22 protein-coding genes and 1 riboswitch are annotated in these 21,991 nt (G+C 74.7%); of the genes, 9 read left to right on the forward strand and 13 right to left on the reverse strand.

The annotated features are described in order from the left end of the window. Positions 1 to 37: 37 nt before the first annotated feature. From ABD981_RS21085 to ABD981_RS21100, 4 genes are all read right to left on the reverse strand, one after another. Complete coding sequence (locus ABD981_RS21085) at positions 38 to 1,999, reverse strand: FUSC family protein (RefSeq protein WP_046909381.1); 1,962 nt, start codon at positions 1,997 to 1,999, stop codon at positions 38 to 40. A gap of 184 nt (positions 2,000 to 2,183) precedes the next feature. Next, the gene (locus ABD981_RS21090; protein WP_046909382.1) at positions 2,184 to 2,420 is read right to left on the reverse strand and encodes a DUF2630 family protein; all 237 of its coding nucleotides are present in this window, start codon (positions 2,418 to 2,420) and stop codon (positions 2,184 to 2,186) included. 136 nt (positions 2,421 to 2,556) lie between these two features. Next, complete coding sequence (locus tag ABD981_RS21095) at positions 2,557 to 2,994, reverse strand: hypothetical protein (protein ID WP_046909383.1); 438 nt, start codon at positions 2,992 to 2,994, stop codon at positions 2,557 to 2,559. After that, a complete protein-coding gene (locus ABD981_RS21100) occupies positions 2,991 to 3,422 on the reverse strand; it encodes a DUF7144 family membrane protein (protein WP_046909384.1) in 432 nt (143 codons plus the stop codon). The genes ABD981_RS21095 and ABD981_RS21100 overlap by 4 nt, the downstream gene beginning before the upstream one ends. 135 nt (positions 3,423 to 3,557) lie before the next feature. On the opposite strand from ABD981_RS21100, the gene ABD981_RS21105 reads away from it, so the two are divergent. From ABD981_RS21105 to ABD981_RS21115, 3 genes are all read left to right on the forward strand, one after another. Next, positions 3,558 to 4,028: an RrF2 family transcriptional regulator gene (locus tag ABD981_RS21105; protein ID WP_123954718.1), complete on the forward strand. Its 471-nt coding sequence runs from the start codon at positions 3,558 to 3,560 to the stop codon at positions 4,026 to 4,028. A 167-nt stretch (positions 4,029 to 4,195) separates the two neighbouring features. Continuing rightward, positions 4,196 to 4,627 carry a RidA family protein gene (locus tag ABD981_RS21110; RefSeq protein WP_046909386.1) on the forward strand — a complete coding sequence of 144 codons (432 nt, stop codon included), beginning with the start codon at positions 4,196 to 4,198 and terminating at the stop codon, positions 4,625 to 4,627. Positions 4,628 to 4,701: 74 nt separating this feature from the next. Then, positions 4,702 to 5,106, forward strand: a complete 405-nt coding sequence (locus ABD981_RS21115) for a hypothetical protein (RefSeq protein WP_046909387.1) — start codon at positions 4,702 to 4,704, stop codon at positions 5,104 to 5,106. A 75-nt stretch (positions 5,107 to 5,181) separates the two neighbouring features. Here the strand turns inward: ABD981_RS21115 and ABD981_RS21120 are convergent, their stop codons facing one another. From ABD981_RS21120 to ABD981_RS21135, 4 genes are all read right to left on the reverse strand, one after another. Next, the gene (locus ABD981_RS21120) at positions 5,182 to 5,553 is read right to left on the reverse strand and encodes a VOC family protein (protein ID WP_046909388.1); all 372 of its coding nucleotides are present in this window, start codon (positions 5,551 to 5,553) and stop codon (positions 5,182 to 5,184) included. Positions 5,554 to 5,600: 47 nt separating this feature from the next. Continuing rightward, on the reverse strand, positions 5,601 to 6,044 hold the full coding sequence (locus ABD981_RS21125) for a universal stress protein (protein ID WP_046909389.1): 444 nt from the start codon (positions 6,042 to 6,044) through the stop codon (positions 5,601 to 5,603). 75 nt (positions 6,045 to 6,119) lie between these two features. Then, positions 6,120 to 6,743 (reverse strand): FMN reductase, encoded by a 624-nt coding sequence (locus ABD981_RS21130; protein WP_046909390.1) that lies wholly within the window; start codon positions 6,741 to 6,743, stop codon positions 6,120 to 6,122. Positions 6,744 to 6,747: 4 nt separating this feature from the next. Next, entirely contained in the window at positions 6,748 to 7,827 is a 1,080-nt protein-coding gene (locus tag ABD981_RS21135) for an LLM class flavin-dependent oxidoreductase (RefSeq protein WP_046909391.1), read from the reverse strand. A 114-nt stretch (positions 7,828 to 7,941) separates the two neighbouring features. Here ABD981_RS21135 and ABD981_RS21140 point away from each other — a divergent pair, with 114 nt between their 5' ends. The 3 genes from ABD981_RS21140 (at position 7,942) to cobM (ending at position 10,338) form a co-directional block, all read left to right on the forward strand. Then, positions 7,942 to 8,082, forward strand: a complete 141-nt coding sequence (locus ABD981_RS21140) for a DUF6126 family protein (protein ID WP_165590973.1) — start codon at positions 7,942 to 7,944, stop codon at positions 8,080 to 8,082. Positions 8,083 to 8,377: 295 nt separating this feature from the next. Further along, positions 8,378 to 9,580 carry a bifunctional cobalt-precorrin-7 (C(5))-methyltransferase/cobalt-precorrin-6B (C(15))-methyltransferase gene (locus ABD981_RS21145; protein WP_046909406.1) on the forward strand — a complete coding sequence of 401 codons (1,203 nt, stop codon included), beginning with the start codon at positions 8,378 to 8,380 and terminating at the stop codon, positions 9,578 to 9,580. 8 nt (positions 9,581 to 9,588) lie between these two features. After that, positions 9,589 to 10,338, forward strand: a complete 750-nt coding sequence (cobM, locus tag ABD981_RS21150; RefSeq protein WP_046909407.1) for a precorrin-4 C(11)-methyltransferase — start codon at positions 9,589 to 9,591, stop codon at positions 10,336 to 10,338. 27 nt (positions 10,339 to 10,365) lie between these two features. Here the strand turns inward: cobM and ABD981_RS38935 are convergent, their stop codons facing one another. Together ABD981_RS38935 and ABD981_RS21155 are read right to left on the reverse strand one after the other, a co-directional pair. Then, positions 10,366 to 10,440: a 50S ribosomal protein bL37 gene (locus ABD981_RS38935; protein WP_372460710.1), complete on the reverse strand. Its 75-nt coding sequence runs from the start codon at positions 10,438 to 10,440 to the stop codon at positions 10,366 to 10,368. A 258-nt stretch (positions 10,441 to 10,698) separates the two neighbouring features. Continuing rightward, positions 10,699 to 11,856, reverse strand: coding sequence for a cobalt-precorrin-5B (C(1))-methyltransferase (locus tag ABD981_RS21155; protein ID WP_046909392.1), 1,158 nt, complete (start codon positions 11,854 to 11,856; stop codon positions 10,699 to 10,701). Positions 11,857 to 11,868: 12 nt separating this feature from the next. Here ABD981_RS21155 and ABD981_RS21160 point away from each other — a divergent pair, with 12 nt between their 5' ends. Next, positions 11,869 to 12,687 (forward strand): cobalt-precorrin-6A reductase, encoded by an 819-nt coding sequence (locus tag ABD981_RS21160; protein WP_046909393.1) that lies wholly within the window; start codon positions 11,869 to 11,871, stop codon positions 12,685 to 12,687. Beyond that, positions 12,684 to 14,222, forward strand: coding sequence for a serine hydrolase (locus ABD981_RS21165; protein WP_046909394.1), 1,539 nt, complete (start codon positions 12,684 to 12,686; stop codon positions 14,220 to 14,222). Before ABD981_RS21160 ends, ABD981_RS21165 begins: the two co-directional genes overlap by 4 nt. A gap of 54 nt (positions 14,223 to 14,276) precedes the next feature. On the opposite strand, the gene ABD981_RS21170 is transcribed toward ABD981_RS21165, so the two are convergent. Genes ABD981_RS21170 through ABD981_RS21180 form a run of 3 tightly spaced genes read right to left on the reverse strand, consistent with a single transcriptional unit; the run spans position 14,277 to position 17,784 of the window. After that, on the reverse strand, positions 14,277 to 15,794 hold the full coding sequence (locus ABD981_RS21170) for a precorrin-2 C(20)-methyltransferase (protein WP_046909395.1): 1,518 nt from the start codon (positions 15,792 to 15,794) through the stop codon (positions 14,277 to 14,279). Then, positions 15,791 to 16,444 carry a precorrin-8X methylmutase gene (locus tag ABD981_RS21175; protein WP_123954721.1) on the reverse strand — a complete coding sequence of 218 codons (654 nt, stop codon included), beginning with the start codon at positions 16,442 to 16,444 and terminating at the stop codon, positions 15,791 to 15,793. The genes ABD981_RS21170 and ABD981_RS21175 overlap by 4 nt, the downstream gene beginning before the upstream one ends. After that, positions 16,441 to 17,784 carry a cobalamin biosynthesis protein CobG gene (locus ABD981_RS21180; RefSeq protein ID WP_345530143.1) on the reverse strand — a complete coding sequence of 448 codons (1,344 nt, stop codon included), beginning with the start codon at positions 17,782 to 17,784 and terminating at the stop codon, positions 16,441 to 16,443. The genes ABD981_RS21175 and ABD981_RS21180 overlap by 4 nt, the downstream gene beginning before the upstream one ends. 189 nt (positions 17,785 to 17,973) lie before the next feature. Continuing rightward, positions 17,974 to 18,113, forward strand: a riboswitch (cobalamin riboswitch). A 40-nt stretch (positions 18,114 to 18,153) separates the two neighbouring features. On the opposite strand from ABD981_RS21180, the gene cobN reads away from it, so the two are divergent. Continuing rightward, positions 18,154 to 21,780 carry a cobaltochelatase subunit CobN gene (cobN, locus tag ABD981_RS21185; protein WP_046912172.1) on the forward strand — a complete coding sequence of 1,209 codons (3,627 nt, stop codon included), beginning with the start codon at positions 18,154 to 18,156 and terminating at the stop codon, positions 21,778 to 21,780. Positions 21,781 to 21,991 lie beyond the last annotated feature (211 nt).

A 21,991-nucleotide genomic window follows, 5' to 3' on the forward strand; every position in this document is an offset into this window, starting at 1 on the left:
TGGCGAGGTTTGAGCCTCGGCCGCCCCCCTGGGGGCTTCACGGGGAGGCGATCGCGCGGGCCGCCCGCACCTCCTGCCGCAGCGGTTCCAGGACCCCCTCCTCGTCGCCGCCGAGATCGACGCGGACCTCCACCAGGACGTCGCTGGACCGCAGCCCCTCGGCGAGCTCCCGCAACTGCCCCTCCACGGCGGCGACCTCGGCCGGTTCGGGCGCGGGCGCGCCGTGGTCGACGCGGATGCGGGCGGCGGTCGTGGCGTCCACGAGGCGTTCCACGGCGATGGCGAGGGGCCACCAGGCGGCGGCCAGGTCCCCGGCCGGCGGCGGTTCGGTGAGGGCCCGCTGGAACTCGGAGCGGACCGCCGACATGTCCCGGTACAGCTTGCGCCGGGCCCGGTGCCGCACCGGGGGGTCGTCCCCGGCCAGGGGCGAGAACGCCAGCGCCACGTACCCGGCGGTGTCGGCGACGGCGTCCGCGAGCCGGTCCGCGACCCGGGTGTGCCAGGACTCGGGCCACAGCAGGTACCCGGCGACCAGGGCGATCGCGCAGCCGATCAGCGAGTCGTAGAGCCGCGGCAGCACGAGGTCGAAGCCCTGGTGGTTGAGCAGGTCGGAGAGGAGCAGGATGACCGGGGTGATGGCCGCGGTCTGGAAGGCGTACCCCTTCGCGGAGAAGGCCGGGATCAGCGCGGCGAGCAGCATCATCACGGGCACGTCCCACCAGCCCCGCGGCACCGCCGCGAGCACCGGCGCGGCGACCAGCAGCCCGGCGGCGGTGCCGAGCGCGCGCAGCACGGCCCGCGAGAAGACCGAGCCGAAGTCGGGCTTGAGGACGAAGGTGACGGTGAGCGCGATCCAGTACGAGCGGGGCACCGGGATCAGCGAGACCAGCGCCTGGGAGAGCCCGATGCACAGGGCGAGCCGCAGCCCGTAGCGCCAGGACGCCTCCGAGAACAGCACGGCGCGGGAGGTGCGGCGCACCCGGACGCGGAGCGCGGCCGGCCGTCCCAGCCGGTCGTCGACGTTGTACGGGTTGGGCTCCGCCTTGTGGACGACGGTCGCCGCGTACCGCAGGGCCGCGTCGACGGCCCGCTCCGAGGGGCGGCGGGGCTCGGGCAGCGCGAGCTCGGGCGCGCCGGTGCGGCCCCGGTCGACCGAGTCGGCGAGCCCGCGCACGGCCGCCGGGATCTCGGGCGGCAGCGGCCGGTGGAAGCGCCGCGCGGCGAGGTGGGCGGCGGGCGCGGCCTCCAGGAGCGGGATGACCGCGTTCAGCTGGGAGAGCAGCCGGACCAGGGTGGGGGCCCGGCCGTGCTGGCGGGCGCGGCGGGCGAGCACCAGGTCGTAGGACTGGTTGAGGGAGGCGGTGACGGCCTGTCGCTTCTCGTCGTACGTGTCGGCGCCCGCGGCCTCGAAGAGTTCGGCGACGGCCCGGTAGGTCCCGGCGACCGCCGTCCGTTCGGGCGCGCCGCCGCGCAGCGGCCAGCCGAGCAGGGTGAGGACGAGGACCACGACGCCGCCGAGGGTGAGCAGCAGCGGCGCCTTCCACCAGGGGTCGGGCATCGGCAGGCCCGCGCCCACGACGGCGTTGAGGAGCAGCAGCAGCCCGGAGACGGAGGCGACGGCGCCGATCGAGGAGATCATCCCGGAGACGAGCGCGACGAGCGTGAGCGCGGCGACGGCGAGCCAGCCCTGCCCGAAGACGAGCGTGCCGAGCGTGACGCCGAGGGCGCCGAAGAGCTGCGGGACGGCGATGTTGAAGATCCGCATCCGGTACGCGTCGGCGGTGTCACCGATGACCCCGGACAGGGCGCCCATGGACACCAGGGCCCCGTACGCGGGCTGTCCGGCGGCGAACCCCACGGCCAGCGGCGCGGAGAGCGCGACCGCGGCGCGCAGCACGGCGGCCCACGGCACGGGGGTGGGCTGCGGGCGGAGTCCCGCGGTGAGCCAGGACGGTGGGGTGAGCCGGGCGGGCGGGGTGATCCGTGCGGGTTTCGCCATGCTTCCAACGTAGGACGAGGGGGAGGTCCGGCCGACGAGGGGGGCGTGCGGGCCCTCGGGCGGGCGGCGAGGTCCCGAAGGCGGGGGCCGAGGGCGGGGGCCGAGGGCGCCGGCGTGGACCCGAAGGCGGGGGCGGGGGTCGAGGGCGGGGGCGGGGGTCGAGGGCGCCGGCGGGGCGCCCGGGTCAGTTGCGGTAGCCCTCGACCTCCGCCGCCGGGCGGACGGCCGCCGTGTCCGGGTCCTCGCCGAACTCGCTCTTCGCGCGGCGCTGCCGCAGCAGGTCCCAGCACTGGTCGAGCCGGACCTCCAGCTCGGCGAGGCGGGCGCGTTCCTCGTCCGGGAGGCCGCCGGAGCGCAGGCGGAGCGCCCGTTCCTCCTCGACGAGGGAGCCGATGTTCTCGAGGATCTCGTCGTTGTCCATGCCTTCAGCGTGGCCGATCGGCGCCCGCCGTGCAGGTCGAGGAGGCCGGGGCGGCGGCCGTGGGCACGGCGGCCGGGAACGCCGGCGGCCCGGGCGGCGGCGGACCGCCACCCGGGCCGGAGGGGGTGCGCTCCGCTCAGTGGCGCAGCGCCTGCTGGATCTCGGCCTTCGTGTCGCCCGAGAGGCTCCGGTTGCTGCGGGCCGTGCCGGACTTGGACTTCCCGGCCTCGACGCCGTCGATGTTCAGGACGACCGCGTCGAGCAGATTGCCGTCGGTGTCGCGGAAGTTGACCCAGACCGTGTAGTCGGCGGTCTTGTCCTTGGGGTTGGTCGCGGTGATCTCGGCGACCGTCCGGTCCCCGTCCACGGACGTCGGACCCGCCGTGACGTCGCCGGTCGCGTTCACCCCGTCCTTGACCTCGTCCATCTTCTGCTGGGCGGCGGAGGCGACCGCCGCCGTGGCGGAGGAGACGATGCCGCCGGCCGCCTCCTTGGCCTGGTCGCAGCCGGTGGCGGCCAGGGAGAGACCGAGGAGCAGCGCGAGCGTGCCCGCGGTGGCGCGTGCCCGGTTCACGGGCGCCCGCCGCCGTAGGCGTCGTCCGTGGCCAGCGCCCAGATGATGAAGATCGAGACGGCCATGGAGAACAGCGCCCACCACGGCTGGTAGGGCAGGAACAGGAACTGGGCGATGACGTTCAGGGAGGCGAGCGCGATACCGGCGACCCGGCCCCACTCGGCGCCCTTGAGGATGCCGTAGCCCGCGATGGCGACGACGATGCCGAGGATGAGGTGGATCCAGCCCCACGTCGTCAGGTTGAACTTGAAGACGTAGTCGCCGACCCGGGTGTAGACGTCGTCCTCGGCGATGCCGGCGATGCCCTGGAAGACGTCCATGATGCCGGTGACCAGCATGAGGACACCGGCGAAGAGGGTGCCTCCGGCGGCCCAGCCGCCGCCGGCGCCCGAGGTCTTGTTCTGCGGTGGTGCGGTGTTCTGGCTCATGGACCCATCGTCGGAGCGCCCGCCCTCCCGCGAACCTTCAGTTGAGCCGTTCGGGTGAGGGCGACGCCCGCGGCGGTCGGCTCCGGCCGGCACTTGCCCCTCATATCCTGGATGATTAATATCCAGGATATGAGGATGAACGAGGGCGTCGAGTGGGCGCTGCACAGCTGCCTCAACCTCGCCTGGATCGGCGGGGACCGGGCGGTCACGGCGGCGCGGCTCGCCGCGTACCACGAGCTGCCCGCGGCCTATCTGAACAAGCAGCTCCAGGCGCTCGTCCGGGCCGGCATCCTCGGCTCGGTCTCCGGCCCCAAGGGCGGCTTCCGGCTGGCCAGGTCGCTGGACCGGATCACCCTCATGGACGTGGTGACGGCGATCGAGGGCCCCGACGAGGCCTTCCGCTGCACCGAGATCCGCGGCCAGGGACCGGGTGCCGCCGGCCCGCCCTCCGCCGAGTGCGCCATCGCGGGCGCGATGGGCCGGGCCGAGCTGGCCTGGCGGCGGGAGCTGGCCGGCCGGACCCTCGACGACGTCAGGCTCCAGGCGGAACGGCAGGCGCCGGGGGCCCCGGACCGGATCCGCCGCTGGCTCGCGACCGCGGGCTGAGCGGGACCGCGCGGGCGGGTGCCGGGTACCTCCGCACGACCGCGGACCAAGACTCCGGAGGTCGGTACCCGAAGGTCGGCACCCGGGCATCGGAACTTCGGACGTCGGCACTCCGGACACCAGGATTCTGGACATCGAATGTCCAGCCAACGGGAGGAAGTCATCTCATGAGCGCGACCCACGACCAGCGCACGATCACCAACCCCGCCACCCTCCACGACCCGGCCCCCTTCGGCTACAGCCACGCGGCCTCCGCCCCCGGCGAACTCGTCTTCATCGGCGGGCAGTACGCCTCCGACGCCACCGGCTCCCCGCTGCACGCCGAGGACTTCGCCGCCCAGGTCGAGCTGGCCTTCACCAACCTGCGGCTCGCGCTGGAGGGCGTAGGCCTCGGCTTCGAGCACGTCGTCCGTCTCGGCTCGTACGTCGTCGAGCACGACCTCGCCAAACTGGAGGTCCTCGGAAAGGCCCTGCACGGCGCCTTCGGCGACCGGCTGCCCGCCCAGACCCTCAGCGGCGTCGCCTCACTCGCCCTGCCCGGGATGCTCTTCGAGATCGACGCGGTGGCGGTCCGCCCGGCGGGCCCGGTCACCGGCTGATCCACTTGCGGTGCGGCGGTGGCGGGTGTGCCCTGGAGGGTGCAGGAACGGTTCCGGGGAAAGGAGCTCCTGCCATGGCCGCACACGCAGCGGTACCCGCCCGGCGGCAGCTGAGCACGCACGGCTGGGGCGTGCCCGTCACGCTCGGCATCGCCTACGGTCTCTACGCCCCGGTCATCGTCCGCGACGGCGGCCCGCTGACCTGGGGCCAGCTCTGGCTCGGCCTGATCAGCGCCGTCGTCCTCGCGGTCTCGATCCACACCCTCCGCCGCTACGGCGGGCGGCTGCGGCGCGAACTGCGCGCGGTGGCCTGGGGCGCCCTCACCGGCATCGCGATCGGCTTCCTCTACAGCCTCTCCGGCGCGAGCATCTACTCGTCCTCGCTGCTCGGCCTGATCGTGGCCGCGGTGAACGGCGGCGCCGCCTTCTACCTCTTCTACACCCACGAGGACGCGGCCGGCCGCCCCGCGCCCTACTGAACCCGAGCCCGCCCGGACCGGCTCCGCCGCACGGGGGAGCCGGTCTCCTGCCGGTCGTCTCCTGCCGCTCGTCTCCTACCGGTCGCGCGGAGTGGTCTGCTGGACCGCCCAGCGGTTGCCGTCGGGGTCGGCGAAGTACACGAAGGAGCCCCAGGGCTGGTCCTCGATCGCGCTGACCCCGACGCCCCGCGCCGACAGGTCGGCGTGTGCCTCCTCGATGTCCGTGACGACGACCTGCAGGTTGTCGAGGGAGCCCGGGGTCATCGCGGTGACGCCCTTCCCGAAGGCGATCGAGCAGGCCGACCCGGGCGGGGTCATCTGGACGAACCTGATCTCCTCGCTCACGGTCACGTCGTGGTCCGCGTGGAAGCCGGCCCGTTCGTAGAAGGCCTTGGCCCGGTCGATGTCGGTGACGGGAACGCCGATCAGCTCCAGCTTGATGTCCATGGGGGCATCATGTGGCCGCCGGCGCCCCGCCGCATGCCGGAGGGCGCCTACTCCTCGCCCGGGATCTCCCCGCGGACGACCACCACCGGGCAGGGCGCGTGCTGGGTGACGTGGGAGGAGACGGAGCCCAGGACGGCCGCCTTGAAGCCGCTGTAGCCGCGGTCGCCGACCACGAGCAGCGACGCGCCCTCGGCCTGGTCGATGAGTGCCTGGGCCGCGTTGCCGCTCACGATGGTGCGGGTGGCCGCGGCGGCGGTGTCGGGGGCGAGGCCCTTGGCGAGGGACTCGTCGAGGATCTGCTTGGCCAGCCGTTCCGGGTCGAACTCGGGCGGGACGCCCGGCATGAGGGTGGCCCAGGAGGCCGGGTACTCCCAGCTGATCACCGTCTGGAGCGAGTCCCCGGTCAGGGCGGCCTGGGCCGCCGCCCACCTGAGTGCCCTCAGGGACGGCGCCGAGCCGTCCACGCCCACCACGATCCTGCCGCCGGCCATGACCGACCTCCGTTTCGCTGGTTTCGCTGTCGGGAGGCCCCGTGCGGAGGCCTCCCGACCAACGTAACAAACGGATCAATCCAGTCGCAGATCGGCCAATTGCTTCTCGAAGGGGACGATCTCGTCCTCGACGGTGTTCCGGGCGGGCCGGGCCGCCACGGTGTCCGCGAACTCGTACCCGGCCCGGGTGATCCGGGCCGGCAGCCCCTCGGTGTACTCGTCGCCGCCGGAACCCCAGTCCTCCGAGGCGGCGTAGACGCCGGTCGGGACGACGAGGGCCCGCAGGTAGGCGAAGAGCGGGCGCAGGGCGTGGTCGAGGACGAGGGAGTGGCGGGCGGTGCCGCCGGTGGCGCCGAGCAGGACGGGCACGCCGGTGAGGGCGGCCGGGTCGATCAGGTCGAAGAAGGACTTGAAGAGCCCGCTGTAGGAGGCGGTGAAGACGGGGGTGACGGCGATGACGCCGTCCGCCCCGGTCACCGTGTCGATCGCGGCCTGGAGCTTCTCGGACGGGAAGCCCGTGACGAAGTTCTTCGCGATGTCGACGGCGAGGTCGCGGAGTTCGACGACCTCCACGTCGACGGCGTACTCCTGCTCGGCCAGCCGGTAGCGGGCCGACTGGAGCAGCCGGTCGGCGAGCAGCCGGGTGGAGGAGGGCGCGCTGAGTCCGGCGGAGACCGCGACCAGCTTCAACGTCTGCATGACCTCAGACCTCCTGCTTCTGCTGTACGGCGGGGTGGAGCGGGGCGGTGGCGGGGACGTCGGCCGGGCGCAGGTTCGCGAACTCCTTGCGGAGCACCGGGACGACCTCCTCGCCGAGGATGTCGAGCTGTTCCAGGACCGTCTTCAGGGGCAGACCGGCGTGGTCGACCAGGAAGAGCTGGCGCTGGTAGTCGCCGACGTAGTCGCGGAAGGACAGGGTGCGCTCGATGACCTCCTGCGGCGAGCCGACGGTGAGCGGGGTCTCGCGGCTGAACTCCTCCAGGGAGGGGCCGTGGCCGTAGACCGGCGCGTTGTCGAAGTACGGGCGGAACTCCCGTACGGCGTCCTGGGAGTTCTTCCTCATGAAGACCTGGCCGCCGAGGCCGACGATGGCCTGCTCGGGGGTGCCGTGGCCGTAGTGGGCGTACCGCTGCCGGTAGAGCCGGACCATCTTCTCGGTGTGCTGCTTGGGCCAGAAGATGTGGTTGGCGAAGAAGCCGTCGCCGTAGTACGCGGCCTGCTCGGCGATCTCGGGCGAGCGGATGGAGCCGTGCCAGACGAACGGCGGGACGCCGTCCAGCGGGCGCGGGGTGGCCGTGAAGCCCTGGAGCGCGGTGCGGAACTTGCCCTCCCAGTCGACGACGTCCTCCCTCCACAGCTTGTGGAGGAGCGCGTAGTTCTCTATCGCGAGCGGGATGCCCTGGCGGATGTCCTGCCCGAACCACGGGTAGACCGGGCCGGTGTTGCCGCGGCCCATCATCAGGTCGACGCGGCCGTCGGCGAGGTGCTGGAGGGTGGCGTAGTCCTCGGCGATCTTCACCGGGTCGTTGGTGGTGATGAGGGTCGTGGAGGTGGAGAGGATCAGGTTCTCCGTGCGGGCCGCGATGTGCCCGAGGAGCGTCGTCGGGGAGGACGGGACGAACGGCGGGTTGTGGTGCTCGCCGGTCGCGAAGACGTCCAGGCCGACCTCCTCGGCCTTGAGCGCGATGGCGACGGTGTTCTTGATCCGCTCGTGCTCGGTGGGGGTACGGCCGGTGGTGGGGTCGGTCGTCACGTCGCCGACGGTGAAGATCCCGAACTGCATCGTGCTCACCTCTCGCGTTTCCCGGTGGCGTTCCCACCGAGTGGTTGAATCTTAAACCATCACGTCCAACGGTGCACCCCACCCCGGTATTCCCGGGCCCTTAGGCTGGAGGGCATGGCCGAGGACACGACCGACAACGAGCGCTGGAAGGAGCGGGGCGTGATGCTCCGCGTCTTCGTGTACGTCTTCGCGACGCACGCCTTCGCGGGCTTCGTGTGGCTGCTCTTCTACGTCGGGCAGAACGCCGGGAAGTGACCGCGGGGCGGGGCCCCGGGTGCGCTCACGTAGAGTCCCGGGCGTGAACGCTGCGATATCGGTGGACGGCCTGGTGGACGGCCCGGCTGGTGGCCCGGTGGACGGCCCGGCCGACGGTCCGGTGGACGCCCGGGTGGGTGGCCCGGACGCCCGACCCGGAGACGGCGCGGACGCCGGACCCGGAGACGGCGCGGACGCCGGACCCGGAGACGGCCCGGACGCCCGACCCGAAGACGGCCCGGACGCCCGACCCGAAGACGGCCCGGACGCCGGACCCGGAGACGGCTCGGCGGGCGTGTCGGTCGTCGGGATCGGCGCGGACGGCTGGGACGGACTCCCCGAGGCCTCCCGCCGGACCCTGCGCGCCGCCGAGGTGCTGATCGGCGGCCCCCGCCAGCTCGACCTGCTGCCCGCCGCCGACTGCCCCGGCGCCCGCGTCGCCTGGCCCACCCCGCTGCTGCCCGCCGTGCCGGGCCTGCTCGGCGCCCACGAGGGACGCCGCGTCGCGGTCCTGGCCAGCGGTGACCCCATGTTCTACGGGATCGGCCGCACCCTCGCCGGGATCCTCGGCCCGGACCGGCTGCGGGTCCTGCCGCACCCGTCCTCCGTCTCGTACGCCTGCGCCCGGCTCGGCTGGCCCCTGGAGGCCACCGAGACGGTCTCCCTCGTCGCCCGGCCGCTCGACGCCCTCACCGCCCGGCTGCACGACGGCCGCCGCCTGCTGCTGCTCGGCGAGGGCGCCGACAGCCCGGCGCGGGTCGCCGCCCTGCTGCGCGAACGCGGCTGGGGCGGCACCCGGATCCGGGTGCTCGAACAGCTCGGCTCCCCCCGCGAGGCGCTCCTCGACGGCACCGCCGCCGACTGGCCGCACGCGAGCGCCGACCCGCTCCACGTGCTCGCCCTCGACTGCGTGCGCGACCCGGAGACGCTCCGGCTCGGGGTCACCCCCGGCCTGCCCGACGAGGCGTACGAGCACGACGGCCAGCTCACCAAGCGGTACGTCCGCGCCGCCACGCTCGCCGCGCTGGCGCCCGCCCCGGGCGAACTGCTCTGGGACATCGGCGGCGGCTCCGGCTCCATCGGCATCGAATGGCTGCGGGCCCACCGCGACTGCCGGGCCGTCGCCGTGGAGCGGTCCGCCGAGCGCGCGGCCCGCATCGCGCGCAACGCGGCCGCCCTCGGCGTGCCCGGCCTGCGGGTGGTGACGGCCGCGGCCCCGGCCGGCCTCGCGGAGCTCCCCGCCCCCGACGCGATCTTCATCGGCGGCGGCCTGACCGCCCCCGGCCTGCTCGACGCCTGCTGGGACGCGCTCCCCGAGGGCGGACGGCTCGTCGCCAACACGGTGACGCTGGAGTCCGAGGCGCTGCTCGCCGAGCGCTACCGCCGCCACGGCGGCGAACTGATCCGGCTCGCGGTCGCCGCCGCCGTGCCGGTGGGCGGCTTCACCGGCTGGCGCCAGGCGATGCCGGTCACGCAATGGTCCGTAACGAAGGGTTGAACACCGACATGACCGTCTACTTCATCGGCGCGGGCCCCGGAGCGGCCGACCTCATCACCGTGCGCGGCGCGCGGACCCTGGCGAAGTGCGGGGTCTGCCTCTACGCCGGCTCGCTCGTCCCCACCGAGCTGCTCGCCGAGTGCCCGCCGGAGGCGAAGCTGGTCGACACGGCCCGCATGGACCTGGACCAGATCGTCGCCGAGATCGCCGCCGCGCACGAGGCCGGCCAGGACGTGGCCCGGCTGCACTCCGGCGACCCGTCCGTCTTCAGCGCCATGGCCGAGCAGATGCGCCGCCTGGACGCGGCGGGCATCCCCTACGAGGTCGTGCCGGGCGTCCCGGCCTTCGCGGCGGCCGCCGCGGCCCTGAAGCGGGAGCTCACGGTCCCGACCGTCGGCCAGACCGTCATCCTCACGCGCATCGCCCAGCAGGCCACCCCCATGCCGGAGGGCGAGGACCTGGCGACCCTCGGCCGCAGCGGCGCGCTCCTGGTCCTGCACCTGGCCGCGCGCTACGCCGACCGGATCGTCGCCGAGCTCGTCCCGCACTACGGCCAGGACTGCCCGGCCGCCGTCGTCGCGATGGCCAGCCGCCCGGACGAGGTCGTCCTGCGCGGCACCCTGGCGGACATCGCGGACCAGCTGAAGGCCTCGGGCATCACCAAGACCGCCGTGATCATCGTGGGCCGCACCCTGGCCGCCTCGGAGTTCCGCGACAGCCACCTGTACGACCCGGCCCGGGACCGCCACACCTGCTGAGCGGCCCCGGGGCCACCGGCAGCGGCCTCAGGTGTTGGGCCGCTTGCCGTGGTTCGCGCCCTTCTTCTTCCGCGCCCGGCGCTTGTTGCCTCGCTTCGACATGGCGTTCCTCCCGGTCTGGTGGGGATTCTGCGGGGGTTTGCCCTGGTAAGCCTAGGTTCGGGGGGAGGGGGGCGCACGTCGGCTGTCGGGGCGATGCTCGACGCCGTGCCGAGCCCGGAGCGGGAAGGCCGTTGCCACTCCTCAGGCGGAGACCCTCCAGCCGGACCCGGTAGAGGCCGAGGCCCCCGCCCCCCTGCGCGGGTGGGCCCAGTCCTGGGCGGACGACATCGGCGAGCGGCTGCTGGAGGGCGGCGGCCCTCAGGGCTTCGCGGACCTCTCGGCCCTGTCTTCCGGTCCCGCCGTCTCCGAGCGGCCCACCACGACCCCCGCCCGGTCGATGCACACCACGTCCACCGCCACCGGCGCGCCCCGCAGGACCGCCAAGGCCTCGTCGCGGGCGCGGGTGGCGACGAGGTCGCCGAGGGGGACGCCGGCGGACTCGCAGAGGCGGAGGGCGGCGAGGCCCGTGTTGGCGCCGGCGATCTCGGCGGCGAGGGCGTCCGAGGCGCCGCCGGTGCGGGCGAGGTCGGCGAGGAAGGGCTTGTCGACCTGGGAGCGGGCCGAATGCAGGTCCAGGTGGCCGGCGGCGAGCTTGGAGAGCTTCGCGAAGCCGCCGCAGATCGTCAGCCGGTCCACGGGGTGGCGGCGCACGTACTTGAGCACCGCGCCCGCGAAGTCGCCCATGTCGAGCAGGCCGATCTCCGGCAGCTCGTACAGCGTGGTGACGGTCTTCTCCGAGGTGGAGCCGGTGCAGCCCGCCACGTGGGTGAGTCCGGCCGCGCGGGCCACGTCGACGCCCCGGCGGATGGAGTCGATCCAGGCCGAGCAGGAGTAGGGGACGACGATGCCGGTGGTGCCGAGCACGGACAGGCCGCCGAGGATGCCGATCCGCGGGTTCCAGGTGGAGCGGGCGATCTCCGCGCCGTCGTCCACGGAGATCGTGATCTCGACGTCGCCGCTCCCGCCGTGCGCCGCCGCGACCGCGGCGACGTGGTCGCGCATCATCTGCCGCGGGACCGGGTTGATCGCCGGTTCGCCGACCTCCAGCGGCAGGCCGGGCAGGGTGACCGTGCCGACCCCGGGACCCGCCCGGAAGACGACGCCCGAGCCCGGCGGCAGGAGCCGCACCGTCGAGCGGATCAGCGCGCCGTGGGTGACGTCCGGGTCGTCGCCCGCGTCCTTCACCACCCCGGCCATCGCGCCGTCCGGGCCCAGCTCCTCGACGGCGAGCGCGAAGGACGGCGTCTGGCCCTTGGGCAGGGTGATGGTCACCGGGTCGGGGAACTCGCCGGTGAGCAGCGCCGTGTACGCGGCGGTCGTCGCGGCCGTCGCGCAGGCACCGGTCGTCCAGCCGGGGCGCAGACCGGTGTGCTTGAGTTGGGCCTCGCGCCCGCCGCCGGAACTCGCCGCACTCACGGATGGACTCCCATGCACGTACTCATTCTCGGGGGAACGACCGAGGGCCGGCTCCTCGCCGAGCTCCTCGTCGGGGCTGACGGGGCCGACGGGGCCGACAGCGCCGCGGGTCCCGACGGCGGACGCCTCCGGGTCACCAGCTCCCTCGCCGGGCGGGTCGCCGCGCCGCGGCTGCCGGCGGGCGAGGTGCGCGTCGGCGGGTTCGGCGGGCCGGAGGGGCTGGCCGCGTGGCTGCGGCAGCACGCCGTGGACGCGGTCATCGACGCCACCCATCCCTTCGCCGAGCGGATCAGTTTCAACGCGGCCGGGGCGGCCGCCACCGCCCATGTTCCCCTGCTCGCGCTGCGCCGTCCCGGCTGGGTCCCGGTGGACGGCGACCGCTGGCACGAGGTGGGCTCGCTGGCGGAGGCCGCCGAGGCCCTCGGCGGCCTCGGCGGCAGGGTGTTCCTGACCACCGGCCGGATGGGGCTCGCGGCCTTCGCCGACCGCCCCGAGTGGTTCCTCGTCCGGTCCGTCGACGCCCCCGAGGCGCCGATGCCCGCCCGTACCGAACTCCTCCTGGAACGCGGCCCGTTCACCCTCGACCGGGAGCGCGAGCTGCTCGCCCGGCACCGGATCGACGTCCTGGTCACGAAGGACAGCGGGGGCGCCGCGACCGCCCCCAAACTGGCCGCCGCCCGCGAGGCGGGCGTCCCGGTCGTCGTCGTCCGCCGACCGCCGGTCCCGGAGGGCGTGCCGGTGGCGGCGACGCCGGAGGAGGCGGCCGGGTGGGTCCGGGCCCTCGGTCCGCGCGCGACAGACCGGGCCGCAGGTCCTTCAATGGAGAGATGAGTACCGTTCGATGGCTTGCCGCGGCGGGACTGACGGCGCTCCTCGGCGCCACGGCCCCGGGGCCCTCCCCGCCCCCGGCGCAGCCGCCACCCCAGCTCGACGACGCGGAGGTGCGGCGGGCCGTCGACCGGCTGGACGGGGTGGTCGAGGCGGCCATGAAGCGCACCGGGGTGCCGGGCGTGGCCGTCGCCGTCGTCCACGACGGCAAGGTGGTCAAGCTGCAGGGGTACGGCGTGCGCAAGGCCGGCGAGAAGGCCGCGGTCGACGCCGACACCGTCTTCCAGCTCGCGTCCGTGTCGAAGCCGATCGCCTCCACGGTGGTCGCCGGGGCCGTCGGCGTCGACGGCTGGGCGAAGCCCGTCGCCCCGAACGTGCCCGACTTCCACCTCAAGGACCCGTGGGTCACCTCGCACGTGACCGCCGCCGACCTGTTCTCGCACCGCAGCGGCCTCCCGGACCACGCCGGGGACCTCCTGGAAGACCTCGGCTACGACCGGGCGTACATCCTGTCCCACCTGCGCTACGAGCCCCTCGCCCCGTTCCGGGCGAGCTACGCGTACACCAACTTCGGCCTGACGGCCGCCGCGCAGGCGGTGGCGGACGAGAAGGGCGTGCCGTGGGAGAAGCTGGCCGCCGACACCCTGTACGGGCCGGCCGGCATGGACCACACGAGCTCGCTCTTCGCGGACTACGCGAACGCCCCGGACCGCGCCTACGGGCACGTGAAGGCGGCCGACGGCACGTGGAAGGCGCAGTACGTCCGGGATCCGGACGCCCAGTCCCCGGCCGGCGGGGTCAGCTCCTCCGCCCGTGACATGGCGACCTGGCTGAAGCTGCAGCTCGGCGACGGCACGCTGGACGGGCGCCGGATCATCGACGCCGAGGCCCTGCAGCGCACCCACTGGCCCGAGGCGATCTCCAACCCGCCGCACGCCCCGGCCGCCCGGACCGGCTTCTACGGCCTGGGCTGGAACGTGAGTTACGACGACGCGGGCCGCCTCAAGCTCTCGCACACCGGGGCGTTCGCCCTCGGCGCGCACACCAACGTCACGATGCTGCCCGGCGAGGACCTCGGCATCGTCGTCCTCACCAACACCGCCCCGGCCGGCGTCGCCGACGCGGTCGCCCTCGACTTCTTCGACATCGCCGAGCACGGGCAGCCCACCCGCGACTGGATCCCCCTCGTGGACGCGCTGTACGAACAGCAGGCGGACGAGGGCCGTTCGAAGACCGACTACGCCCACCCGCCGTCCGGCGCCGCGCCCGCGCAGGCGGCCGGCACGTACACGGGCACGTACCGGAACGCCTACTACGGCCCCGCCGAGATCACCGCCGCCACGGACGGCACCCTCACCCTCCACCTGGGCCCGAAACCCCAGTCGTACCCGCTGACGCACTACGCCGGCGACACCTTCAGCTTCGAGACCGCGGGCGAGAACGCCGTCGGCCGCACCGGGGTCACCTTCACCCCGGACGGGACGTCGTTCACCGTGGAGTACCTGGACGGGGAGGGGCTGGGGACGTTCAGCCGGTAGCGGGGGCGTCCGGACGGTGACCACGCGTCCGGACGTCCCGAGGTCCCTCCGCCCCTATCCGTAGCGCCGCGGCGTCCACGCGATCGTCCGGCCGTCGCCCCGCTCGGTCACCTGCGTCTGGGAGGAGCCGATGAGGAGGAGGGTGCGCATGTCGACCTCGGACGGGTCCAGGGTCTTCAGGGTCAGGATGCGGACCGACTGCTCGGGGCCGCCGACGTCGCGGGCGACGACCACCGGGGTGTCGGGTGCGCGGAGCTCCAGGAGGAGTTCGCGGGCGGCGGCGACCTGGTGGGTGCGGGACCTGGAGCCCGGGTTGTAGATCGCGAGGACCAGGTCCGCCTCGGCGGCGGCGCGCAGGCGGCCGGCGATGACGTCCCAGGGCTTGAGGCGGTCGGAGAGGGAGAGGGTCGCGTAGTCGTGGCCGAGCGGCGCGCCCGCCGCGGCGGCGGCCGCGTTGGCGGCGGTCACCCCGGGCAGCACGCGGACGGGCACGTCGGCGTAGCGCTCCTCCGAGGCCACCTCCAGGACGGCGGTCGCCATGGCGAAGACGCCCGGGTCGCCGCCGGAGACGACCGCGACGCGGTGGCCGCGCCGGGCCAGGTCGAGCGCGAACTCGGCCCGCTCCGACTCGACCTTGTTGTCCGAGCCGTGCCGGATCTGCCCGGCGCGCAGCACCGGGACCCGGTCGAGGTAGGTGGTGTAGCCGACGAGCACGTCGGCGTTGACGAGCGCGCCGCGCGACTCGGGGGTCAGCCAGGGCGCCCCGGCCGGACCGGTGCCGACGACGACGACCTCGCCCCGCTCCCGTACCGGCGGCTGCGCGTCGATGCGGGAGGGGAGGACGGCGACGGAGAAGTAGGGGACCGAGTCCGGGTCGATCGCGTCGAGGCGGCCGGTGCGCTCGCCCGCCATGAACGCGCGCTCCACGTACCGCGCGTCCTCCAGCCGGCCGGCCCGCTCCAGGGCCCGCCGGACCGTGGGGAAGGTGCGGCCCAGCTTCATCACGACCGCCGAGTCGGTGCCCGCCAGGCGCGCCGTCAGCTCGTCCTCCGGCAGCGTGCCGGGGACGATCGTCAGCACCTCCTCGGCCTCGCACAGGGGCTCCCCGAGGCGGGCCGCGGCCGCGCTGACGGAGGTGACGCCGGGGATGACGGTGGTGTCGTAGCGGTGCGCGAGCCGCTTGTGCATGTGCTGGTACGAGCCGTAGAACAGCGGGTCGCCCTCGGCGAGGACGGCGACCGTGCGGCCCGCGTCGAGGTGGGCGGCGAGCCGGGCCGCGGCCTCCTCGTAGAAGTCGTCGAGCGCGCCCCGGTAGCCGCCGGGGTGGTCGGTGGTCTCCACCGTGAGCGGGTACATCAGCCGCTCCTCGATGTGGTCCTCGCGCAGGTGCTCGGCGGCGATCGAGCGGGCGATGGACCGCCCGTGCCGGGCCGAGTGGTACGCGACGACGTCGGCGCCGGCGATGGCCTTCACCGCGGCGACCGTCATCAGGTTCGGGTCGCCGGGGCCGAGGCCGACCCCGTACAGCTTTCCGGTCGCGTTTCCGGTCGCTTCTCCGGTCACTGAGGTCACTTCTGGATCTCCGCTTCGTGCGCGAGGGCGTTGAGCGCCGCCGCGGTCATGGCGCTGCCGCCCCGCCGGCCCCGGACGACCAGGTACTCCAGGCCCAGGTCGTTGGCGGCCAGCGCGTCCTTGGACTCGGCGGCGCCGATGAAGCCGACCGGGATGCCGAGCACGGCGGCGGGCTTCCCCGCGCCCTTCGCGATCATCTCCAGGAGGTGGAAGAGCGCCGTCGGCGCGTTGCCGATGGCGACGACCGAGCCCTCCAGGCGGTCCCGCCACAGCTCCATCGCGGCGGCCGAGCGGGTGGTGCCCAGTTCCGCGGCGAGCCCGGGCACCGCCGGGTCGGAGAGAGTGCAGAGCACGTCGTTGTCGGCGGGCAGCCGCTTGCGGGTGACCCCGCTGGCGACCATCTGGGCGTCGCACAGGATCGGCGCGCCCGCGCGCAGGGCGGCACGGGCCGAGGCCACGACGCCGGGGGAGTGGGCGATGTCCCGCACGAGGTCGGTCATGCCGCAGGCGTGGATCATCCGCACCGCGACCGTGGCGACGTCGGCGGGCAGGCCCGCGAGATCCGCCTCGGCGCGGATCGTGGCAAAGGAGCGGCGGTAGATCTCCGCCCCGTCCTTCTCGTACTCGAACATCCTGTTGTTCTCGCTCATCTCGTGGGTGTCGCCGGGCCGCGGGCCGCCGCGACGGCTTCGGACAGGGAGGTACGGGGGGTGGGGACGCCGTCCACCAGGTAGGCGCCGTCCCCGGTGGCGAGGACGTCCACCCAGGCGCCGTGCGGGTGTCCGCAGCGGCGGGCGCACCCGGAGTAGTGCACGGGCAGCCGCCCCGGCGGCGCGAGGGCCGCGTCCCGCCGCACGTCGGCGAGGGACTTGGCGCAGCCGGGCCGCCCGGTGCAGGCGCCGACGCCGGTGCCGGGGGCGTCGGGCCGGGTGATCAGGCCGGCCGCGGCCAGCCCGGCCAGACGAGTCGGCTCGGCCGGTCCGGTCGGTCCGGTCAGTCCGGTCGGTCCGGTCAGTCCGGTCGGTCCGGTCGGTCCGGTCGGACCCGTCGGCTCGGCGGGCCGGCCGGGCGGTGCGGCGACGACCGCACCGCGCCAGGGCGTGAACCGCACCTCGCGGGCCGGGAGCAGCGCCCGCAGCTGGGCGGCGGTCAGCCGGCCGAGCGGCGCGAGGACGTACAGGGCGTCCGGCCCGAGCGGCCCGGGGAGCGGCGGGGTGCCCCGGGGCAGCGGCGGTACGGGGCCGGGGACGGGCTCCGCGGCGAGCCCGGCGCGCGCCAGGGCCTGCGCCAGGTCGGGCACGCACCCCTCGGGCAGCTCCCGCACCCGCCAGGCCCCGTTCCCGGCGGCCGCGGCGGCCCGCAGGAAGGCGTCGGCGGCGGCGAGCGCGGCGCGCGGGGCCTCGTCGGCGGCGACCCGGAAGGCCTGGCCGCCCAGGAGCAGCAGGGCGTGCGGGGCCGTGGCCGCGGCCGGTGCCGCTGCGAGCAAGGTCACATCCCCGCCGAGGCCCGCGACGTCCCCCCGCCCGTCGTCGAGGACGAACAGGAAGCGTCCGGAAAGCGCCGCCGTCCACTCCCGCGCGCACAGCAGGGCGTCCAGCTCCCGTGCCCACAACTGCACGTCCGCGCCGCCGAGTCCGTCCAGGCCCGCGGCCGGCGAGGCGACGATGTTGCGGATCCGTTCGTGGGTGGGCGAGGGCAGCAGCCCGGCCCGGTCGAGGAGCGCGGCCAGCTCGGCGCCGCAGTCCTCGCCGAGCCCGCGCAGCTCGGCGTTGCCGCGCGAGGTGATGCTGACGCTGCCGTCCCCGAGGGCCTCGGCCGCCGTGGCCAGCGCGAGGACCTGAGGCTCCGTCAGCAGACCTCCGGGCAGCCGGAGTCGGGCGAGCCGCCCGTCATCCGCCGCGTGCAGTCGCAGCGCACCCGGACAGGCGTCGCCGCGGTCCCGTATGAGAGGTTCGCCCGGTTCGGGCGAGGTGCGTGGGGTGGCCGACATGGCGGCGAGCATACCCACGGCCGGGTCCGCCCCCACCTGGCGCGAAGCCCGCCGCGGAGCGCACCGCGCAACGCGCGGCGCGGCACTCGGCGGCCCCGTCGCGAAGCTCTCCCCGCACCCGCCCCGCACCCCGCCCCACGGGGTGTGATCCGCCCGACCCCGGTCCACCCCCCGACGGGACGGCGAACGATCTAGGATGCAAGCGGCATGGGGTCCCAGGACCCCGGGGAGGAAGCCCGGTGAGAATCCGGCGCGGTCCCGCCACTGTGAGCCGGTCCGGGCGCGTCCCGGGCCGGTGAGTCAGGAACTCCCGCCGTCCATACGACCACCCGGGGCGCGGACAACCCCGAGGAAGGGCCTGAGCTCGCCATGCTCCTGCTGCTGTCGCACTCCGACACCGACCTGCTCAGCGCCCGCGCGGCGAACGCCGCCGCCGAAGGCCCGGTGGAGTACCGGTACGCCAACCCCGCCCGGCTGCCGCTGGCCGACCTGCCCGAGCTGCTCGACGGCGCCGAACTCGTCGTCGTCCGCCTCCTCGGCGGCCTGCGCTCCTGGGAGGAGGGCCTGGACACGGTCCTGGCCGCCGGGAAGCCCGTGGTGGTGCTCAGCGGCGAACAGGCCCCCGACGCCCAGCTGATGGAGGCCTCCACCGTCCCGGTCGGCGTGGCCACCGAGGCCCACGCCTACCTGGCGCACGGCGGCCCGGGCAACCTCGGCCAGCTGGCCCGCTTCCTCTCCGACACGGTGCTGCTGACCGGCCACGGCTTCGAGCCGCCCGCCGCCGCCCCGACCTGGGGCCCGCTGGAGCGCACCGCCTCCGTCACCGACGGCCCGACCGTCGCCGTGCTCTACTACCGCGCCCACCACATGAGCGGGAACACCGCCTTCGTCGGCGCCCTGTGCGACGCGATCGAGGCGAAGGGCGCCCGCGCGAAGGCCCTGTACGTGGCCTCGCTGCGGGCCCCCGAACCGGAGCTCCTCGACGAGCTGCGCGGCGCCGACGCGATCGTCACCACCGTGCTCGCGGCCGGCGGCACCAAGCCGGCCGAGGCGCAGGCCGGCGGCGACGAGGAGGCCTGGGACGCGGGCGCGCTCGCCGCGCTCGACGTGCCGATCCTGCAGGCGCTGTGCCTGACCGGCTCGCGCGCCGCGTGGGAGGAGAACGACGAGGGCCTGTCGCCGCTGGACGCGGCCAGCCAGGTCGCCGTACCGGAGTTCGACGGCCGGCTCATCACCGTCCCGTTCTCCTTCAAGGAGATCGACGAGGACGGCCTGCCCGCGTACGTGGCGGACGCCGAGCGCGCCGCCCGCGTCGCCGGGATCGCCGTCCGGCACGCCCGGCTGCGGCACATCCCGAACGGCGAGAAGAAGCTGGCGCTGGTCCTCTCCGCGTACCCGACGAAGCACTCCCGCATCGGCAACGCGGTCGGCCTCGACACCCCCGCCTCCGCCGTGGCCCTGCTGCGCCGGCTCCGCGCGGAGGGCTACGACTTCGGCCCGGCCGAGGAGATCCCCGGCCTGGTCTCCGGCGACGGCGACGAGCTGATCTACGCCCTGATCGAGGCCGGCGGCCACGACCAGGACTGGCTCACCGAGGAGCAGCTGGCCCGCAACCCGGTCCGCATCCCGGCCGCCGACTACAAGCGCTGGTACGCCGAGCTCCCGGCGGAGCTGCGCGAGCAGGTGGAGGAGCACTGGGGCCCGGCCCCGGGCGAGATGTTCCTGGACCGCTCCCGCAACCCGGAGGGCGACATCGTGCTCGCGGCGCTGCGCCGCGGGAACCTGCTGGTCCTCATCCAGCCGCCGCGCGGCTTCGGCGAGAACCCGATCGCGATCTACCACGACCCGGACCTGCCGCCCTCGCACCACTACCTGGCGGCCTACCGCTGGATCGCCGCCCGCGCCGAGGACGGCGGCTTCGGCGCCGACGCGATGGTGCACCTGGGCAAGCACGGCAACCTGGAGTGGCTGCCCGGCAAGAACGCCGGCCTGTCCGCCGCCTGCGGCCCGGACGCGGCCCTCGGCGACCTGCCGCTGGTCTACCCGTTCCTGGTCAACGACCCGGGCGAGGGCACCCAGGCCAAGCGCCGCGTGCACGCCACGCTCGTCGACCACCTGGTGCCGCCGATGGCCCGCGCCGACTCGTACGGCGACATCGCGCGCCTGGAGCAGCTGCTCGACGAGTACGCGCAGATCAGCAGCATGGACCCGGCGAAGCTGCCGGCGATCCGCGCGCAGATCTGGACGCTGATCCAGGCGGCCAAGCTGGACCACGACCTGGGCATGGAGGAGCGGCCGGAGGACGACGGCTTCGACGACTTCCTGCTGCACGTCGACGGCTGGCTGTGCGAGGTCAAGGACGCCCAGATCCGCGACGGTCTGCACGTCCTGGGCGGCGCGCCGGCCGGCGAGGCCCGGGTGAACCTGGTCCTGTCGATCCTGCGCGCCCGGCAGATCTGGGGCGGCACGCAGGCGCTGCCGGGTCTGCGCGAGGCGCTGGGCCTGGACGAGTCGGCGGCCACCCGCACCACCGCCGACGAGGCGGAGGCGAAGGCCCGCGAGCTGGTCGAGGCCATGGAGGCCGCGGACTGGTCGGTGGACGCGATCGCGTCCGTGGCCGGCGCGTACGGCTCCGAGGTGCACGCGGTGCTGCGCTTCGCCTGCGAGCAGGTCGTCCCGCGGCTGGCCGGCACCACCGACGAACTCACCCACGCCGTCCACGCGCTGAACGGCGGCTTCGTCCCGGCCGGCCCCTCCGGTTCGCCGCTGCGCGGCCTGGTCAACGTCCTGCCGACCGGCCGCAACTTCTACTCGGTCGACCCGAAGGCCGTGCCGTCCCGCCTCGCGTGGGAGACCGGCCAGGCGCTCGCCGACTCCCTCCTGGAGCGCTACCGCACGGACAACGGCGAGTGGCCGACCTCCGTGGGCCTCTCCCTGTGGGGGACGAGCGCGATGCGCACCGCGGGCGACGACGTCGCCGAGGCGCTCGCCCTGCTGGGCGTCCGCCCGCGCTGGGACGAGGCCTCGCGCCGCGTGAACGGCCTGGAGCCGATCCCGCTCGACGAGCTGGGCCGTCCGCGCATCGACGTGACGCTGCGCATCTCCGGGTTCTTCCGGGACGCGTTCCCGCACGTCATCGGGCTGCTCGACGACGCCGTCCGGCTGGTCGCGGGTCTGGACGAGGCCGACGCGGACAACTACGTGCGGGCGCACGCCCAGGCCGACCTGGCCGAGCACGGCGACGAGCGGCGCGCCACCACCCGCATCTTCGGCTCCCGTCCCGGCACGTACGGCGCGGGCCTGCTGCAGCTGATCGACTCGCGCGACTGGCGCACCGACGCCGACCTGGCCGAGGTGTACACGGTGTGGGGCGGCTACGCGTACGGCCGCGGCCTCGAAGGACGCCCGGCGCGCGCCGAGATGGAGACGGCGTACAAGCGGATCGCGGTCGCGGCGAAGAACACGGACACCCGCGAGCACGACATCGCCGACTCGGACGACTACTTCCAGTACCACGGCGGCATGGTGGCGACCGTCCGCGCGCTCAAGGGCACGGCCCCCGAGGCGTACATCGGCGACTCCACCCGTCCGGAGACGGTCCGCACCCGCACGCTGGTCGAGGAGACCTCCCGGGTGTTCCGCGCCCGCGTGGTCAACCCGCGCTGGATCGAGGCGATGCGCCGCCACGGCTACAAGGGCGCGTTCGAGCTGGCGGCCACGGTCGACTACCTCTTCGGCTACGACGCCACGACGGGCGTGGTCGCGGACTGGATGTACGACAAGCTGACCGAGGCGTACGTCCTGGACCCGGAGAACCAGGCCTTCCTCAAGGAGGCCAACCCGTGGGCGCTGCACGGCATCGCCGAGCGGCTCCTGGAGGCCGAGTCCCGCGGCATGTGGGAGAAGCCGGACCCGGAGACGCTGGCGGCGCTGCGCCAGGTCTTCCTGGAGACCGAGGGCGACCTCGAAGGCGCCGCGGACGGCGACGGGGCCTGAGTTACGATCCGGTCCGCCCGCGGCTCGCGCGGGCGGACCGGACCTGGGGTGGGGTGGTGGGCGTGCGTGCCCGCGGAGTGGTGACGACGGTGTGGGTGCTGGGCCTCGGCCTGGCCGTGGCCGGCTGCTCGGGCGGCGGGGGCACGCCCCCCGAAGCCGACCGCCCCGTCGTCCGCGCCCCCCACGACGTCGGCGCCCGCGGTGCCTCCGA

Source organism: Streptomyces showdoensis, assembly GCF_039535475.1.
Classification (GTDB): Bacteria; Actinomycetota; Actinomycetes; order Streptomycetales; family Streptomycetaceae; genus Streptomyces; species Streptomyces showdoensis.

Excerpts from the sequence above, each read along its gene's own strand:
- ABD981_RS21130 (WP_046909390.1), bottom strand. The coding sequence starts at position 6,743 with ATGCAGACGTTGAAGCTGGTCGCGGTCTCCGCCGGACTCAGCGCGCCC.
- cobN (WP_046912172.1), top strand. The coding sequence starts at position 18,154 with ATGCTCCTGCTGCTGTCGCACTCCGACACCGACCTGCTCAGCGCCCGC.
- ABD981_RS21180 (WP_345530143.1), bottom strand. The coding sequence starts at position 17,784 with ATGTCGGCCACCCCACGCACCTCGCCCGAACCGGGCGAACCTCTCATA.
- ABD981_RS21105 (WP_123954718.1), top strand. The coding sequence starts at position 3,558 with ATGAACGAGGGCGTCGAGTGGGCGCTGCACAGCTGCCTCAACCTCGCC.
- cobM (WP_046909407.1), top strand. The coding sequence starts at position 9,589 with ATGACCGTCTACTTCATCGGCGCGGGCCCCGGAGCGGCCGACCTCATC.
- ABD981_RS21085 (WP_046909381.1), bottom strand. The coding sequence starts at position 1,999 with ATGGCGAAACCCGCACGGATCACCCCGCCCGCCCGGCTCACCCCACCG.
- ABD981_RS21100 (WP_046909384.1), bottom strand. The coding sequence starts at position 3,422 with ATGAGCCAGAACACCGCACCACCGCAGAACAAGACCTCGGGCGCCGGC.
- ABD981_RS21125 (WP_046909389.1), bottom strand. The coding sequence starts at position 6,044 with ATGGCCGGCGGCAGGATCGTGGTGGGCGTGGACGGCTCGGCGCCGTCC.
- ABD981_RS21160 (WP_046909393.1), top strand. The coding sequence starts at position 11,869 with ATGCACGTACTCATTCTCGGGGGAACGACCGAGGGCCGGCTCCTCGCC.
- ABD981_RS21090 (WP_046909382.1), bottom strand. The coding sequence starts at position 2,420 with ATGGACAACGACGAGATCCTCGAGAACATCGGCTCCCTCGTCGAGGAG.
- ABD981_RS21110 (WP_046909386.1), top strand. The coding sequence starts at position 4,196 with ATGAGCGCGACCCACGACCAGCGCACGATCACCAACCCCGCCACCCTC.
- ABD981_RS21135 (WP_046909391.1), bottom strand. The coding sequence starts at position 7,827 with ATGCAGTTCGGGATCTTCACCGTCGGCGACGTGACGACCGACCCCACC.
- ABD981_RS21175 (WP_123954721.1), bottom strand. The coding sequence starts at position 16,444 with ATGAGCGAGAACAACAGGATGTTCGAGTACGAGAAGGACGGGGCGGAG.
- ABD981_RS21115 (WP_046909387.1), top strand. The coding sequence starts at position 4,702 with ATGGCCGCACACGCAGCGGTACCCGCCCGGCGGCAGCTGAGCACGCAC.
- ABD981_RS21120 (WP_046909388.1), bottom strand. The coding sequence starts at position 5,553 with ATGGACATCAAGCTGGAGCTGATCGGCGTTCCCGTCACCGACATCGAC.
- ABD981_RS21165 (WP_046909394.1), top strand. The coding sequence starts at position 12,684 with ATGAGTACCGTTCGATGGCTTGCCGCGGCGGGACTGACGGCGCTCCTC.
- ABD981_RS21140 (WP_165590973.1), top strand. The coding sequence starts at position 7,942 with ATGGCCGAGGACACGACCGACAACGAGCGCTGGAAGGAGCGGGGCGTG.